Annotated in this window: 14 protein-coding genes and 1 pseudogene; 7 read left to right on the forward strand and 8 right to left on the reverse strand. The window is 37.1% G+C overall.

The window, feature by feature from the left end; translation table 11 throughout:
- Nucleotides 1-95: 95 nt before the first annotated feature.
- A complete protein-coding gene (locus tag BN1243_RS01290; protein ID WP_062104480.1) occupies nucleotides 96-710 on the forward strand; it encodes a YitT family protein in 615 nt (204 codons plus the stop codon).
- Here the strand turns inward: BN1243_RS01290 and BN1243_RS01295 are convergent.
- A complete protein-coding gene (locus BN1243_RS01295; protein ID WP_062104481.1) occupies nucleotides 707-1,942 on the reverse strand; it encodes an MFS transporter in 1,236 nt (411 codons plus the stop codon). The two genes, BN1243_RS01290 and BN1243_RS01295, sit on opposite strands and share 4 nt — an antisense overlap.
- Before the next feature lie 26 nt (nucleotides 1,943-1,968).
- Nucleotides 1,969-2,460 (reverse strand): DUF3231 family protein, encoded by a 492-nt coding sequence (locus BN1243_RS01300; RefSeq protein WP_062104482.1) that lies wholly within the window; start codon nucleotides 2,458-2,460, stop codon nucleotides 1,969-1,971.
- A 157-nt stretch (nucleotides 2,461-2,617) separates the two neighbouring features.
- Between BN1243_RS01300 and BN1243_RS01305 the strand changes: the two genes are divergently transcribed.
- Both BN1243_RS01305 and ssuC read left to right on the forward strand, forming a co-directional pair.
- Nucleotides 2,618-3,589, forward strand: coding sequence for a sulfonate ABC transporter substrate-binding protein (locus tag BN1243_RS01305; RefSeq protein WP_069201748.1), 972 nt, complete (start codon nucleotides 2,618-2,620; stop codon nucleotides 3,587-3,589).
- 23 nt (nucleotides 3,590-3,612) lie between these two features.
- Nucleotides 3,613-4,377: an aliphatic sulfonate ABC transporter permease SsuC gene (gene ssuC, locus BN1243_RS01310; protein WP_154669784.1), complete on the forward strand. Its 765-nt coding sequence runs from the start codon at nucleotides 3,613-3,615 to the stop codon at nucleotides 4,375-4,377.
- A gap of 267 nt (nucleotides 4,378-4,644) precedes the next feature.
- Here the strand turns inward: ssuC and BN1243_RS01315 are convergent.
- Nucleotides 4,645-5,832 (reverse strand): annotated as a pseudogene (locus tag BN1243_RS01315) (DDE-type integrase/transposase/recombinase); the annotation flags it as partial.
- A 5-nt stretch (nucleotides 5,833-5,837) separates the two neighbouring features.
- On the opposite strand from BN1243_RS01315, the gene BN1243_RS01320 reads away from it, so the two are divergent.
- Nucleotides 5,838-6,713 (forward strand): carbohydrate ABC transporter permease, encoded by an 876-nt coding sequence (locus BN1243_RS01320; RefSeq protein WP_062104484.1) that lies wholly within the window; start codon nucleotides 5,838-5,840, stop codon nucleotides 6,711-6,713.
- 299 nt (nucleotides 6,714-7,012) lie between these two features.
- Here the strand turns inward: BN1243_RS01320 and BN1243_RS01325 are convergent, their stop codons facing one another.
- Nucleotides 7,013-8,452 carry a DDE-type integrase/transposase/recombinase gene (locus BN1243_RS01325; RefSeq protein WP_062104485.1) on the reverse strand — a complete coding sequence of 480 codons (1,440 nt, stop codon included), beginning with the start codon at nucleotides 8,450-8,452 and terminating at the stop codon, nucleotides 7,013-7,015.
- 166 nt (nucleotides 8,453-8,618) lie between these two features.
- Between BN1243_RS01325 and BN1243_RS01330 the strand changes: the two genes are divergently transcribed.
- Nucleotides 8,619-9,407 carry an ATP-binding cassette domain-containing protein gene (locus tag BN1243_RS01330; RefSeq protein ID WP_062104486.1) on the forward strand — a complete coding sequence of 263 codons (789 nt, stop codon included), beginning with the start codon at nucleotides 8,619-8,621 and terminating at the stop codon, nucleotides 9,405-9,407.
- A gap of 25 nt (nucleotides 9,408-9,432) precedes the next feature.
- Here BN1243_RS01330 and BN1243_RS01335 read toward each other — a convergent pair whose 3' ends face one another.
- Nucleotides 9,433-9,705, reverse strand: coding sequence for a YqhV family protein (locus BN1243_RS01335; protein WP_062104487.1), 273 nt, complete (start codon nucleotides 9,703-9,705; stop codon nucleotides 9,433-9,435).
- A 238-nt stretch (nucleotides 9,706-9,943) separates the two neighbouring features.
- Between BN1243_RS01335 and BN1243_RS01340 the strand changes: the two genes are divergently transcribed.
- The gene (locus BN1243_RS01340) at nucleotides 9,944-10,402 is read left to right on the forward strand and encodes an NUDIX domain-containing protein (RefSeq protein ID WP_062104488.1); all 459 of its coding nucleotides are present in this window, start codon (nucleotides 9,944-9,946) and stop codon (nucleotides 10,400-10,402) included.
- Between the two features lie 424 nt (nucleotides 10,403-10,826).
- On the opposite strand, the gene BN1243_RS01350 is transcribed toward BN1243_RS01340, so the two are convergent.
- The 3 genes from BN1243_RS01350 to BN1243_RS01360 all read right to left on the reverse strand — a co-directional run bounded on the left by BN1243_RS01350 (nucleotide 10,827) and on the right by BN1243_RS01360 (nucleotide 14,535).
- On the reverse strand, nucleotides 10,827-11,471 hold the full coding sequence (locus BN1243_RS01350) for a pentapeptide repeat-containing protein (RefSeq protein ID WP_062104490.1): 645 nt from the start codon (nucleotides 11,469-11,471) through the stop codon (nucleotides 10,827-10,829).
- 124 nt (nucleotides 11,472-11,595) lie between these two features.
- Nucleotides 11,596-12,567 carry a TAXI family TRAP transporter solute-binding subunit gene (locus BN1243_RS01355; RefSeq protein ID WP_062104491.1) on the reverse strand — a complete coding sequence of 324 codons (972 nt, stop codon included), beginning with the start codon at nucleotides 12,565-12,567 and terminating at the stop codon, nucleotides 11,596-11,598.
- 30 nt (nucleotides 12,568-12,597) lie between these two features.
- Nucleotides 12,598-14,535 carry a TRAP transporter permease gene (locus tag BN1243_RS01360; protein ID WP_230200070.1) on the reverse strand — a complete coding sequence of 646 codons (1,938 nt, stop codon included), beginning with the start codon at nucleotides 14,533-14,535 and terminating at the stop codon, nucleotides 12,598-12,600.
- A gap of 359 nt (nucleotides 14,536-14,894) precedes the next feature.
- On the opposite strand from BN1243_RS01360, the gene BN1243_RS01365 reads away from it, so the two are divergent.
- A complete protein-coding gene (locus tag BN1243_RS01365; protein ID WP_062104493.1) occupies nucleotides 14,895-16,145 on the forward strand; it encodes an MFS transporter in 1,251 nt (416 codons plus the stop codon).
- The last annotated feature ends 47 nt before the right edge of the window (nucleotides 16,146-16,192 follow it).

Consider the following 16,192-nt stretch of genomic DNA (forward strand, 5'->3'; position numbering starts at 1 on the left):
TTTTTGCATTTATTCATTATTAAGATGGTTTCAGAATAAACATAGATGAAGGTTGTCCTTCATAGACAATTTATTATAAGACAAGGATGAGGGCGATGAAACCATTCATAATAAAAAATGGACTAGTTATGACCGGAGGCATTACCCAAGGGTTAGGGATGGGTTTATTTTTATTTCCTCATTCAATTCCATCTGGAGGAGCTGGAGGTATAGCTGTTCTTTTGAATCATTTTTTTAATATTCATATGGGACTTGCTCTATGGATGGTTAATCTTTCCATGCTAGGACTAGCCCTAAAATATTTAGGAAAAAAAACAGTTATATGGATTATAATCGGGATCACGATCACTTCATTATCGATTTATTTTTTTGAAGAAACTATTGCCATTGTAAATCGTAATTTATATTATGATCTAATTATTGGCTCTGTTTTCCTTGGTACAGGCATTGGGATCCTAATGCGACAAGGAGTGTCCAACGGTGGAGTAGGTGTAATAGCCTTTATTATTTCCAATGGCAGAAATATCCTCCCAGGCAAGCCACTTTTTGTTATGAACTGTTGTATATTTGTAATTACTGCAGCGATTATCAATTGGAAAATTATTGTACTTGCTCTCGTCAGCCAATGGATATCAACAAAGTTGGTTGATCTTATTTGCAGTTTTGAATTTTATCAATCGTATACGTTGGGGTGGCGTAAAAAACCTTAAATATATTTATAGCGGATAGTCGTTTTTTTGGGATTTTTTCCGTCTAATCCTTTTACGTGTATTAATATTAAGGTGAGTAAACCAACGATTAAACAAAGGGCTGCAATCGTTAGAAACATTCCACTCCTTGACCAATCCATTAACCTTGCAAAAATAGGGGGCCCAATTGCAACGCCGATAAAACGGACTGATCCATATAAGGAAGAAACAAAACCGCGTCTTTCTTTTCCGACCGCACCCGTAATAAAACTATTAACGCACGGCAAAATGAGCCCAGCTCCAACACTACTTAATGCAAGTACACTGAGAAAAAGGATAAGTTTTTCAAAAAGAGCAAGTAAACCAAAAGAAATAGTCATCAATGCAAACCCAATTAACATGAATTTCTTCATCTTTTCTAAGTTCTTCCCTATTCTACTCCCTGTTAAATAATTGGTGGTCACCATAACTAATAGCGGAATCGCTAAGATTAGCCCCTTAACAACTCCATCAATCTTGTGTTTTTCTTCCAAAGTATCTGATAAAAAGAAAAGAATCCCAAATAAAGTAAATAGACAGGTGAACCCCGCAAGATAGGTCGTAAAAAGCCATCTACCTTCATGTTTAAAAACGCTAAATAACCCTCGAACATATTTGCGAAAAGGAGGTGGAGCTTCTCGACTTGCTTTTTCTTTTATAAAAAACCATGTTAATAAAATAGAGATTAAACAGATAATCGGAAAGGCAAAAAAGACGGAATACCATACTATCAATCCTAAAAGTGAACCGAGAATGGGGGACAGTACTTTCCCCAACCCATTCGATGCTTCGAAGATCCCCAAGATCTTGCTCTGTTCGCTTCCTTTAAATAAATCACCAATTAACGCCATCGCTATCGGCGCTGTTCCCGCTGCTCCTATTCCTTGCAGTGTCCTTCCGACAATAATCCATGTAAATGCCTGTGAAAATGAAGTAGCGGCAAAGCCAGCCAACAATCCGCCAATCCCATAGAGTATTAGGGATGGAAGAATGACCACTTTTCGAGAAAAACGATCCGAAAGATAGCCAAAAATTGGAATGAATATGGCAGCAGCAATCGAGAATACCGTAATTGTTAAACTTACCTGCATTTGAGATATTTTTAAGGAGGATTTCATTGCAGGGAAAATAGGAATTAACATGGAATTTCCGAGCGTCATAATAAGCGGAATTGAACCAACCGCTATAACAGACAATCCCTTGTTTTTAGCCATGTAACGCTCAGCTCCTTCTTGCCAATTTATTTGATGTTGATTGGTGGAGGAACTAACCAACCTTTGTCTTTTGTTATCTTCAAAAGTTTTTCCTCATAATCTGCCTTAAGCGAATGAAATTCCCCGAACATTTCTCTAATATCTCCCCGATGAGAAACCCCCATTATGAAGCTGGTTAGAACTTTTCCTGTAAGAAATTCTTTTTGAACTAAACCAGCAATTTCCGCATCATTAAACCGGGCTCCGGCAGGGATATCTTGAAGTTCTACATTTGGGCGATCAGGAGGAGCTGGTGGTAAACGGATCCCTGTTTCTTTTAAGATCGCTTCAACTTGTTTTTCCTCATCTGTAAAGACATTTTCTAAAAGATCTTCTAAATATAATTTTAAATCTTGGTCTCCCGTATGATTAATTAAAACTTGCATAAATACTAAACAGTTTTTTGTTCCATATAAGTAAGACCAAAGATGGAAAACCTCTCCAGAATGTAAAGGTTCCTCTTGTTGTTTAGGACACATGAGATAACCCCCTAGTAATTTTAGTCAAGTTAGTTTTAGCCGGAAAGGGCATTAATATGTTTTCGTAATCAATTCTTTCGGGACAGGAACCTAGTTTTTATTTATACATAATCTAAACCAGATGTTCATTTTCAACAAAAAAGGATGGTTTAGGGGTATGAAAAAAAAGCTATTGATGGGTGTTACATGCCTATTATTATTAGGATTCATTTTCTTAACAGGATGTGAATTAGAAGTAACCTCATCTGTGGGGAAAAGCAAGGAGCAAGTTGTAAAAATCGGTTACCAAAAAAATGGCCCACTTGTCATTTTAAAATCCTTAGGAACATTGGAAGAACGGCTTGAGCTAGAGGGGTATACAGTGGAATGGAAGGAATTTCAAGCAGGCCCTGCATTAATGGAGGCATTGAATGCTGGAAGTATTGATTTTGGAAGAACTGGAAATTCACCAGTCATCTTTGCCCAGGCTGCAAATACGCCATTTACAATTGTTGCAGCAGGAAAGTCAAAGTTTGAAGGAAGTGGAATTCTCGTACCAGAAGAATCTCCAATCCAATCTGTAGCGGATTTAAAGGGAAAAAAAGTCAGTTTTTCAAAAGGATCAAGTTCACATTATTTAATTGTTAAAGCATTAGAACAAGCAGGCTTACAATATTCCGATATAACCCCTGCGTTTTTATCACCTGGAGATGCAAGAGTAGCATTCGAACAAGGAAATATTGATGCAATGGTCGTATGGGATCCATTTGTTGCATCAACAGAAATTAATTCTAATGGAAAATTACTCATTAATGGAGAAGGAATTACAACTGATCGAGATTTTTTTGTAGCAAATAAAGATTTTGCGAAAGAGCATAAGGAAATAGCCAATGTAATCATTGAAGAAGTTGAAAGGTCTTCCGACTGGGCCAATAAAAATCATAGTGAATTAATTGCTATGTTAGCTCCAATTTTAAATATAGATGAGGCTTCGATTGAAATGGCGGTAAATCGGCGTATTTACGGAATCGATAAGATTAGCAAGGAGATTATCGAAGAACAGCAAGAAATAGCAGATACCTTTTATAATTTAGATATTATACCGAAGGAAATTGATGTAAATGATGTGATGAACGTCACTGCGGATTAATCAATTCAAGGAGGATTGGACTGTTGAATCCTACTATAAAAAGATCGTTAATGAAAGTGTTACCGTGGACTTTTCCAGTATTAGTGCTTATTTTCTGGCAAATTCTATCTTGGATGGGCACCATTCCAGAAAGAATATTGCCAGCACCTACAGCTGTTTTTCACGCTGCTATTGCGCTTTTTACTACTGGGGAGCTAGTTAACCATATTTCCGTTAGTTTAGGCAGAGCATTGGTAGGATTTTTAATTGGGGGAATAATTGGCTTTTTGTTCGGGCTGTTTAATGGTGTCTCTCGATTTTCTGATTTGCTCTTTGATACCTCCATCCAAATGCTAAGGAATATTCCACATTTGGCTTTAATTCCTCTTGTCATACTATGGTTCGGAATCGATGAAACATCTAAGATATTTTTAGTTGCTTTAGGAGTATTATTTCCTGTCTATATCAATACATATCACGGTATAAAGTCCGTTGATAGGGGATTAATTGAGATGGGGAGGGCATATGGGTTGAGGGGGAAAACGCTATTCTTTACAGTTATTTTACCAGGGGCATTATCCTCGATCCTCGTCGGAGTAAGATTTTCTCTAGGAGTCATGTGGTTAACGTTAATCGTTGCTGAAACAATCTCCGCACACGCTGGGATAGGTTATATGGCAATGAATGCACGGGAGTTTATGCAAATGGATGTCATTGTTTTAAGTATTGTTCTCTATGCATTATTTGGGAAATTATCAGATGTTATTGCGAAATATTTAGAGGGGCGATTATTGAAGTGGAACGCTTAGTTGGTATTGTAAAAAGTTCTATGAAAACTAAAGCCTAATTTTAGTGATTCATCCCGAAACGGAGTGGAAACCCGTCGCAATCGCTCTTGACAAACACGCCAATGGTTTGAATTCAGAGTAACAAGGGCGAAGGGGACAAAAGAAGGCAGGCCAAATAAGCCCTTGGTTTTTCCAATTTTAAACCATTGGCAAGTTCGGTTTGTCAAGAGTTCGCTACGCCGATTGCTGAACAGATCCAAAAACACAAGGGCTCAGCTAAACAAAAAGTTAGGCTAACCGCTGTTGAACAATCCAATGCTGAGCTAAATCGATCAATTTTGTCCACCGTGCTGGCATGGTAGGAAGACCCGATAACGCTGTGTTCACAACAGGTACCTTTCCTTCTAAAGAGGCATGTGGCCGCAGAAAATTAAAATAAGCGACAAACAAAGTGACATAGGAAACAGAACCATGTTCTGAACCAAAGCCATGCGTGGAACGATAGTTCCCCTTGAAAGTACGATTCAATCTCTCGATGATTTGTTTTAGCGGTCTGTATTCAGTTGAAATAGGATCCTCATTGGTAAGCCCAATCACTTGTTTCACATCAAATTTGATGTCGTTCTGGGCAAAAAAGTGTTGAGCTAAAAGATAGATGGGATTTCCATCCACTACGAAGGTAAGATCTTTAGGGATATCTTGCATTTTAACTAACACTTCATCAATGGCACGAATAGCCGTTACCGTGTCGCGATTTGGAGACACTGGATAAGAGAGAATGATCTTCTTTACTGCATCAAAAAAGAAAAATAAATAGTGCCACTTTCCATTGACTCGGATATAGGTTTCATCGCCACAGAATTGATCAGAAAGCTCATAGGGATAATGATCCACATACGGTTTAAGCAATAGAGCCACACTGTTTTCGTAATTCAAAATGGTTTGGTGGGAAATTGCAACACCATGGACATCTTGCATAATGGCTGCTGTCTTACGGGCTGAAAGCCCATAATTCACATGATAGGTTAAGATCAGACCCAAAACGTGTGGCGAAGCATAAATCCTAGATAAATCGACTTTTGGTAACTCGAATGATCTCTTAGATAAAGGTCTAAAATCAATGTGAAACTGACGAAAGATATACCTCAATTTAAATGCTTGAGGATCTTTCTTAAACCGCTTTTTCTCTTTTTTAGACATGGTCTTCAGTTTCTTTCGATAATAAGAACAGTCATTATTTCTACATTTGTAGACAGAGAAATCTTTTCTTTCTTTAATCTTATCAAGGGTCTTTGCACAGTGAGGGCACTTAAGAATGGCCTCTTTAGAAAAGCGATTCTTATCACTGAAAAGGCAAGAACAAACCTTGCATTGAAACTGCCCTTTATCACCATTATTGGCGTACAGATAATCTGATGGAGCTCCACACTGTGGACAGTTCATTGTTTTTGGTACAGTGGCCTTTGCGTTAGAACGTNAGAGTGGATCAAAAAAACTTCGGATCGAAATTGTTTGACTCGGTTAATATTATCATCTTGATTGTCATTGCTTTTGCGATGATCTTCCCTTTTTTCTATATTTTCGCCGTGTCTTTTTCTTCTATAAGTGATTTCTTAAATAATGATTTTTTACTCTGGCCCAAAAAGTGGGTAACGGATGCCTATTCTTATATTTTGAGTTCGGATCGATTTATTCGCTCTATTCTTGTAACGATTTATATTACAGTAGTGGGAACATTAGTGAATTTATTTTTTACAGCGACGATGGCTTATTCGCTATCAAGAGCGATGATTGGTCAGCGCGCGATTCTACTGTTGGTCTTATTCACAATGTTATTTTCTGCGGGAATGATTCCAACTTATATGGTAGTGAAAGAAACAGGACTCATTAATAGTATATGGGCTTTAATTATTCCGGTTGCAGTTAGTCCCTTCAATTTGATTATATTACGGCAATTTTTCTTAGGGATACCGGATGATCTAAAGGAGGCGGCATTAATCGATGGAGCGCAGGAGCTGCAAATCTTTTGGAAGATTATTTTGCCACTGTCGAAACCAGCGCTAGCCGCATTTGGCCTCTTCTATGCTGTGGGTCATTGGAATAGTTATTTTTCGGGAGTTTTGTATTTAAGTAGTCCGGAAAAGTGGCCGATCCAAGTCATCTTGCGCCAAATTGTCATTGTCAACGAACCGAATGCTGCACTTGGTGCCAATGAAATGGTGATGGAAGCCTTGCCGCCACCTGAAACAGTGCAAATGGCCGCCATCTTACTGGCTACGCTTCCTATTTTAGTAGTCTATCCATTCTTACAAAAACATTTTGCTAAAGGGGTGATGCTCGGGTCTGTTAAAGGGTGAAATGGTGTGTTCTCTAGTCAAAGGCAATCGAAAAGGTATTGTAAAAAGTTCTATGAAAACTAAAGCCTAATTTTAGTGATTCATCCCGAAACGGAGTGGAAACCCGTCGCAATCGCTCTTGACAAACACGCCAATGGTTTGAATTCAGAGTAACAAGGGCGAAGGGGACAAAAGAAGGCAGGCCAAATAAGCCCTTGGTTTTTCCAATTTTAAACCATTGGCAAGTTCGGTTTGTCAAGAGTTCGCTACGCCGATTGCTGAACAGATCCAAAAACACAAGGGCTCAGCTAAACAAAAAGTTAGGCTAACCGCTGTTGAACAATCCAATGCTGAGCTAAATCGATCAATTTCGTCCACCGTGCTGGCATGGTAGGAAGACCCGATAACGCTGTGTTCACAACAGGTACCTTTCCTTCTAAAGAGGCATGTGGCCGCAGAAAATTAAAATAAGCGACAAACAAAGTGACATAGGAAACAGAACCATGTTCTGAACCAAAGCCATGCGTGGAACGATAGTTCCCCTTGAAAGTACGATTCAATCTCTCGATGATTTGTTTTAGCGGTCTGTATTCAGTTGAAATAGGATCCTCATTGGTAAGCCCAATCACTTGTTTCACATCAAATTTGATGTCGTTCTGGGCAAAAAAGTGTTGAGCTAAAAGATAGATGGGATTTCCATCCACTACGAAGGTAAGATCTTTAGGGATATCTTGCATTTTAACTAACACTTCATCAATGGCACGAATAGCCGTTACCGTGTCGCGATTTGGAGACACTGGATAAGAGAGAATGATCTTCTTTACTGCATCAAAAAAGAAAAATAAATAGTGCCACTTTCCATTGACTCGGATATAGGTTTCATCGCCACAGAATTGATCAGAAAGCTCATAGGGATAATGATCCACATACGGTTTAAGCAATAGAGCCACACTGTTTTCGTAATTCAAAATGGTTTGGTGGGAAATTGCAACACCATGGACATCTTGCATAATGGCTGCTGTCTTACGGGCTGAAAGCCCATAATTCACATGATAGGTTAAGATCAGACCCAAAACGTGTGGCGAAGCATAAATCCTAGATAAATCGACTTTTGGTAACTCGAATGATCTCTTAGATAAAGGTCTAAAATCAATGTGAAACTGACGAAAGATATACCTCAATTTAAATGCTTGAGGATCTTTCTTAAACCGCTTTTTCTCTTTTTTAGACATGGTCTTCAGTTTCTTTCGATAATAAGAACAGTCATTATTTCTACATTTGTAGACAGAGAAATCTTTTCTTTCTTTAATCTTATCAAGGGTCTTTGCACAGTGAGGGCACTTAAGAATGGCCTCTTTAGAAAAGCGATTCTTATCACTGAAAAGGCAAGAACAAACCTTGCATTGAAACTGCCCTTTATCACCATTATTGGCGTACAGATAATCTGATGGAGCTCCACACTGTGGACAGTTCATTGTTTTTGGTACAGTGGCCTTTGCGTTAGAACGTCTTTGAACAGGTTTGAGGACCTTTCCATGTTCCTCAAGATACTCGTTTAAAAGTAATTTGTAATCAAATTTTTTTACGGTTTCGATGATCGGAAGGTCATCTACCTGCAGTTTTCGATAAGGCTTATTAACTGGCTCTTCTAAAGGTTTCTCAAACATGTTTTTACCAATGAGAAGAGTTTGTAAAGTACGGATCATTTGATCTTGGTACTTGATAAATTGAAGTAAATAGGTTAATAATTGAGGGTACAACTTGTCACTTCCTAATCTTGGTTGTTGGTGGTCTGGTAACCTCAATTATCCAAAGATTTTAGGGGGTGGCAAGTTTTTTGTCTATAAACCCTTTTAAATCAAGGAATTATTAACTTTTTACTATAGATGTTTTGACAATACGGCTTAGTTGAAGGGGGGATATAAATTGAGAACAGATTATCCGAAGGAAAAATGCCATGTATTGCTTGAAAATGTTCAGAAAACCTATTTGGAAAGACCAGTGCTACAAGGAATAAATTTAAGCATTCCAAAAGGAGAATTTATTGCTATTGTGGGAAAAAGCGGATGTGGAAAAAGTACCTTGCTTCGGTTAATAGCAGGGCTCGAAAGTTATGACAAAGGGTTCATTTACATGAATAATCAACCTCTCACTGAATTAAATAAACAAGCGCGGATCATGTTTCAAGACGGAAGATTATTGCCTTGGAAACGAGTCATTGATAATGTATGTGTTGGTCTTTTAAACGAAAAAAAGGAAAAGGCATTAGAAGCCCTCCGTAATGTAGGGTTGGAAGAACGGCAGAATGATTGGCCTCAAAAACTTTCTGGCGGTCAAAGGCAGCGAGTAGCATTAGCACGAGCATTAGTTCATGACCCTGATCTTTTATTATTGGATGAACCACTAGGTGCGCTGGATGCCTTGACTCGAATAGAGATGCAAGACTTAATAGAATCACTTTGGAAAAAAAGAAAATTTACATCTATTCTTGTGACTCATGATGTGGAGGAAGCAGTTGCAATTGCAGACCGGGTTATTTTAATAGAGGACGGGAAAATTTCTCTAAATCAAGAAATAAATTTGCCTAGGCCACGACAAAGATCTCATCCAGCGTTTGCGATCTACAGTGAAGAAATCTTAGATCGTATTATGGGTCGAAAAGAAAAAACGCCGCTACGCCTTGTTTTAAAAGGTGCAACAACCTCCACTCCTTGATGAATCATTAAAGATAACGTTAATATTAACTTTTGACACCATAGACAATGAAACCGAACCCAATAAAGATCCAAATAAACTTTGCTAGTGAAATTTTATCGGCAATTCCAATAAGTCCTACCGTTGTAGCAAGCATAAATACGATAGGTCCAACAAGAGCAAGAGAACTATTAAGGATAAGTGCTTTTTCAATATCATTGAATCTAAGCATTAGAAATGCTGCAATTATATCGATACTTCCCGATAAAATTCTTAATAGAGCCATAGCAATGATTGCCTTTTCTAAGAAAATAAACATGGTTTCCTCCTGATTAGTTATTTTACTTTTCCATTATATGCACGGTGTGGACAGTTAAGGACAAGGTACATTAAGTTTTTAAAAATAGGCAATTTGTTATTACGATTGAAACCAGCTTCCGATATGTGGGCTGGTTTTATTTTGAGTATGATCTATCCTATTTTCAGATTAAATATAATTTTCCGCGTATTGTTTGTTATAATTTGATTATAGATGAATTAGTGATGGAGGGAGTATTTTGTCAATCTTAACTCATAGTAAGGGACATATTTTCTTGGATTTTTTAAAAATAGCGGAAAAAGATATGTTTAAAAATACAGTTGATGCTCCGTTAACTCATGCATTAGTAGTAGCGAGATATCAAGGGAAATACCTTTTAATGTTTAATAACTGGAGGCAGCATTGGGAATTACCAGGAGGAATTATTGATCCAGGAGAAACGGCTCGAGAATGTGCGGAACGAGAATTAATGGAGGAAACAAATCAAACGGTTCCAGCTCTCACATTCAAAGGGTTAATGAAATTTCGATTGAAGCCAGATGACCGACTGGAATATGGTGCATTATATAGTGGAGAATTAACGAATTTACAACTATTTAGTAAAAATGATGAAGCTGAGCAGATTATTTTATGGGACACAAAAACAAATATTGGTTACATTGATGAAATAGACGAAAAACTCATAGAGTATTATTAAGGTGAGCCACTCATGAAGCTTCAATACTTGCTGCTGATCTGTGTTTTATTTATTAGCGGATGTGGTGCTGAATAAATAAATGAGAAACAACTTAAAAGGGAATTTGAGGTTGAAGGGATTATATTAGAGAAAATAGATAGTCACGATTCTGTATTCAATCAAAGATTAAAGAAGAAGCAACCCAAAGTGTATGAGTTTTATGAAGACATTTATTATTTTTATTTTTTTAATGACGAAGAGAATGTGGAAGAGGCAAGAACGGAATTCAGGAATAGAACAGCTAATTTTAACGTTGTTAGCTATCAGTTTTATTCGCTAAAAAACGTTCTTATTCTTCATCATTATCCTGGGGAGCTAAGATCTAAGTCTGATCCTCTTATCGAAAAGATCATGTCGAAATTCGATTAGTTAAAAGAGTTAGTTCTTAATCATATTTTACTTTCAAACCGAATAATTCAATAAAACTGAGAGCCTGTTCAGGGGCAATGATTGCTCCGCGAAGATCCCTTTCATCAGCATGGATGTAATCAAACTGACAAAGACTCAAATCAATATTCCTTAAAGAGGTGCCCGTAAATTGAACATCTTGGATATTGGAATTATGAAACTGTACGTTATTGAAGTGAGCATCAATAAAGTTGGCCCCTTTTAATAGGGAGGCATTAAAAAGAACATCTTGAACTTCGGCTAAATTAAATAAAGCATAGGGTGCTTCACAATGAGAAAATTGTACATCGCGCATCATTGCTTGATCGAAATTGGTTCCTGCCAGTTTGCATTTTCTAAATTCAACCCGTGTGAATTGGGCTTTTTTTAAATCAATATTTGAGAGATCACAATTTTCAAAGATAACATCTACCCACGAGGAAAAGGGGAGTTGGCATTGTTCAAATGAAACTCCATTGAAGTGTATTTCGATAAAATGGACATGTTCCGCATGGACAGGGCCGATGTTTGATTCTATTTTTCCAAACTCATGGGAGCTTCTGTCTGTTACTTCGTCTAATAATCGTATTTTCATGTTTTCAGAAAGATCTGGGCGATGAATTTCTCGCATTTTCTTTTTCAAAATAATACACCTCTGCTCATATACTTGGATTCATTATATCTAATTACGTATTGGATAAATAGCTTTTAGGCTTGAGGTGGATATAAAGTGAAAAATAAAAAAACAGGGAATTCATCTCCCTGTTTTATTCGTTAATCAAACCTTGTTCTTTATAATACTTTTTGGCACCTTCATGTAATGGAATACCAGCAAGGTCAGTTACAGCTTCTTCAAGTTTCATTTGTTTTACGATAGGGTGGGATTTTTCAAGTTCTGGTAAGTTTTCCCAAAACACTTTCGTCATTTCATAAATGACTTCATCATCCACTGAAGCATCAGCCATTAACATCATTTTAATTGCAAGTGTTTCGACATCTTCATCTTGCCCATCATATGTGCCAGCTGGAATCACCATTTCAGAATACCAAGGATATTCTTCTTTTAATTGTTTACGTATTTCTGGTTCAATGCCAATCAGTTGCCCATCTGCTGTTGCAGTCATTTCTGAAACAGCTGCTGTTGGCAGACCAGCTTGGATTAAGGCACCGTCAATTTGCTTATTTCTCATTAAATCAATGGCCTCTGTAAAACCGACATAGTTTGTTTTTATATCATCTGGGTAATTGATTCCGTAGGCTGGGAGAATGATCTGGGATTCAACTTCAGGCGTACTACCTGTAGTACCAGGAGCAAATTTTTTCCCTTTAATATCGGCGATTGATTCAATTCCTGCATCTTGCCTAACAACTACTTGATTTGGATTTAAGTAAAGACCAGCAACTATGCGAACATTATCATATTTACGATCTTTAAAACCTCTTTCTCCATTATAAGCTTCCCATATAATTCCTGCAGTCGCAAAAGAAATATGAGCTTCGCCTTCTTTCATGAGATTTAAGTTCTCGACGCCACCTTTGGATGCTTGAGCATTCACACGTAAATCATCAATTTCATTATTCCAAAGGTTCGCCATTGCAGAACCTAAAGGATAAATCGTTCCAGTATTGGAAGCCGTCGGGAAATTCAAGTTATTCCCTTGGTCATTCCCGCAAGCACTTAAAACGAGAATGAAAGATAATAAACTAGTAAAGATTAGACCTTTTGATATTTTTTTCATTTTGTAATCCTTTCTAAAACTAATTTTATACTAACGGATAACTTCCGAAGTATCCACCTGTTTTCTATTGGCTACTTGTAGGACAAACATTCCTACTAATAATCCGATACCGATAATATCTGTTATATGATCAGGAGAAATCATCAATAAACCGACTGCGATTAAAATTAATCTATGAAACCATGAAGCTCTTCCAAAAAACCATCCTTGAAGTCCTGCAGCAAGTGAAACAACACCAACAGACGCAGTCAATGTAGGAAGAATACTGGATGAGAAATCAGCTCCACCTATCAGTAGTGCTGGTTCGTAGATAAAAAAGAAAGGTAAAATAAACCCAGTTATTCCTAATTTCACAGCAGTCATTGACACTTGATGTTGATTTGTATTAGCAATTCCTGCGGCGACAAACGATGAAAGTGCCACAGGTGGTGTTATATTGGATAAACATGCATAAATCAATACAAACATATGAGCTGCAAGAGGGGTAATCCCTAAATCGATCAACACAGGAGCACCTACTGTTGCAACAATAATATAGGCAGCCACACCAGGTACACCCATCCCTAAAATAATACTCATTAGCATGACAAGGAAGGCAGCAATGAATATACTATCGTTTGTATAATTCATGACACTATAACCAAAATTCAAACCAAGGCCTGTTAAAGAAACAGTTCCTATAATGAAACCGATAACCGCACAGGCAACTGCTACACCTATTGCTCCTTTTGCACCTTCTTCAAGGGCACCGATTATATCTTTTAATCCCATTCGTGTTTCTTTTCTAAACCAACTTGCGATTACACAGGCTAGAATAGAAAAAACAGCAGCATATAAAGGTGTATAACCCATAAACATAAGACCCATTAAAACAATTAGAGGCAAAGAAAGATGACCTTGTTTTTTTAATACTTCCCAAGCTTTCGGAATGTTTTCTTTCGAAAGTCCTTTTAAACCTAAACGCTTTGCTTCAAAATGAACAACCATGATAAGTGCTAGATAATATAGAAAAGCAGGTATAATCGCAGCAATCATTACAACGGTATAGGAGACTCCTAAATATTCCGCCATGACAAAACCAGCAGCTCCCATGATAGGTGGAGCGAATTGACCACCTGTAGAAGCAACTGCCTCAACTGCTGCTGCAAATCGTGCTTTATAGCCATTTTTTTTCATTAATGGGATCGTTAATGTACCGGTTGTTGCCACATTAGCAATGGCACTTCCATTAATCATTCCCATTAAGGCACTGGCGATGACTGCTACCTTTGCTGGGCCACCAGGAGAACGACCAGCGATTGTTAAAGCTAAATCATTGATAAATTGGCTAAAACCACTACGATTTAAAAAAGCACCAAATAAAATAAATAAAAATACAAACGTTGCTGAGACTCCTATAGCGATGCCGAAAATGCCTTCGCTTCCCCAAAACATATAATCAATAATCCGTTTCACAGTGAACCCATTATGACCAAATATCCCTGGTATATAAGAACCGAGGAAGTTATATAACAAGAAAATAAGAGCTAAAATTGCTAGATTTCCGACAACTCTACGGGCTGCTTCGAAAATAAGAAGTAGACCAATCGCTCCAAATATGTAATCTGGGGTAAGTAAGAAACCTCCCCGAAGGACAACGGTATCATATTTAAGTAATAAGTATCCTACGGAAATAATGGACAGTAATATACAAATGATATCTATCACATGCGGAAACTTAACGTGTCGTTTGCTCTTTTTTGAAATGGGATACATTAAAAATGTCATAATTAATAGAAATAATAAATGCCAAGCCCTTAAAGTAATAGCATCAAAAATTCCAGAGCCTGCTGAAAAAATTTGAAATACTGACCAAACTACAGCTACACCTGTGACAAATTTGGCAGATTTGCCAATATAGGTTTTAACCCTAGATTCACTATCGACCTTTTCTATTAAATCTTTTGCATTTTCGATTTGATTCTCCAATAAACAGTCACTCCCTTTCATTGATGGGTATAAAGATTTTTAATATTATAAGAAATTATAATAGTATAGGAAATTCTTTCTGTCAATATTGCTCCTTATTTGAAACTTTACGCAAGTTTCTTATGTTGAAGTCTAAGATTATTTGGGTTGTATTGCTAGTTTCCGACACAATCTATTATATTACCATTATACTTCACTACAAAAAAGCATAAAAGCGTTAAAATACAAAAGCAATCTTTAATAATAGTTCTAATGTTGCTCCCACGAAAAAACAATATCTTGACGAAAAAAGTTGGTCGTGTATGATTGTCATTAGTTAAAAATCTGTTAGTCTGGAAAATAGAATGGGAGTTACATGTATGCAACAGGCACAAAAACTTAGTTTTTTCCAAAAATATTTACCGGCATCGTATTTAGTAATTTTTGTTGGTTTTTTAATATTTGGTTTTTCTGAAAATATAAAAGGACCTGCAATTCCAAGAATTCAGTCTGATTTTGGTGCGACTGAACTTCAAGTTGGGACTTTGCTAGCTTATAATTCAATTGGTTATTTGTTAGCTTGTACGTTTACTGGAATTGTCACTTCGAAACTAGGAGTAAAAATATCCTCTTTAATAGCCTTCGGAGCAATGGCTTTATCAGGGGTATTTATCTATATATCTAGTACTTATTTTACATTTTCATTGTCCTACTTTTTTATGTATGTAGGTAATGGGATGTTGGAGATTGTTTTAGCCATTTTTGCGGCAAAAATCTTCATCCGCAACACGGGATTTATGATGAATTTATCACACTTTTTCTATGGATTAAGTTCAACTGTAGCCCCAATCATTGCAGCTAGTATGATGAAATGGTACGTATTTGGAGCGGAGTTAGGCTGGCAAGGCATGTATTTGATTATGTTATTATTATCGATCATTCCGATGATTCCAACTGTCTTTGCTAAAGTTCCTAAAAACGAAGTTGCCATTGAGGATCGTATATCTATAAAGGTATTTATAAAGGATCCGGCTGCATGGATGATTGTTTCTATTCTATCCTTTGGAGTCATTGCAGAAATGGCATTTGGTGGTTGGCTTGTAAACTTTCTTGAAAAAGCCTATGATTGGTCAACAGCATCAGCGTCAACAATGTTGTCCGTTTTTTTCTTGTGTTTTATGTTAGCGAGATTACTGTTAGGTCCCGTTACTGACCGAATCGGCTTTATCAAATCTTTAATTATTTTTTCAGGATTAGCAGGGATTAGTACATTATTAGCTGTTTTCTTTGGAGCACCAGGTGTATTTCTGTTTGCTTTTGCGGGAATAGGTGTAGCTCCAATTTATCCAACAGTCATGGCTCTACTTGCAAAGCGTTATCCCAATGGGACTGAAACAGCCATTACGTTCACTGTGACACTCATGGGAATTGCACTCGTAATGGGGAATTTTTTAATAGGGATCATTATCGACCTATTCAAACAATGGTTTAGTCAAATAAATGGCTCCGAAATAGGGTTGATTAGGGGATTGCAATCCGGGTTTATATTTGTAGGGCTCTGTGCAATTATTTGTTCCTTATCAGGTATAGTTCTGTATCGCTATTTACATAAAAAGCAAGAGATTATGTGAAAATTCTACATTTCTATTGAATGCCAAGTTGGATATTATCACTAAAA

It is taken from the genome of Bacillus niameyensis (assembly GCF_001375535.1).
GTDB classification, from domain to species: Bacteria; Bacillota; Bacilli; order Bacillales; family Bacillaceae_C; genus Lederbergia; species Lederbergia niameyensis.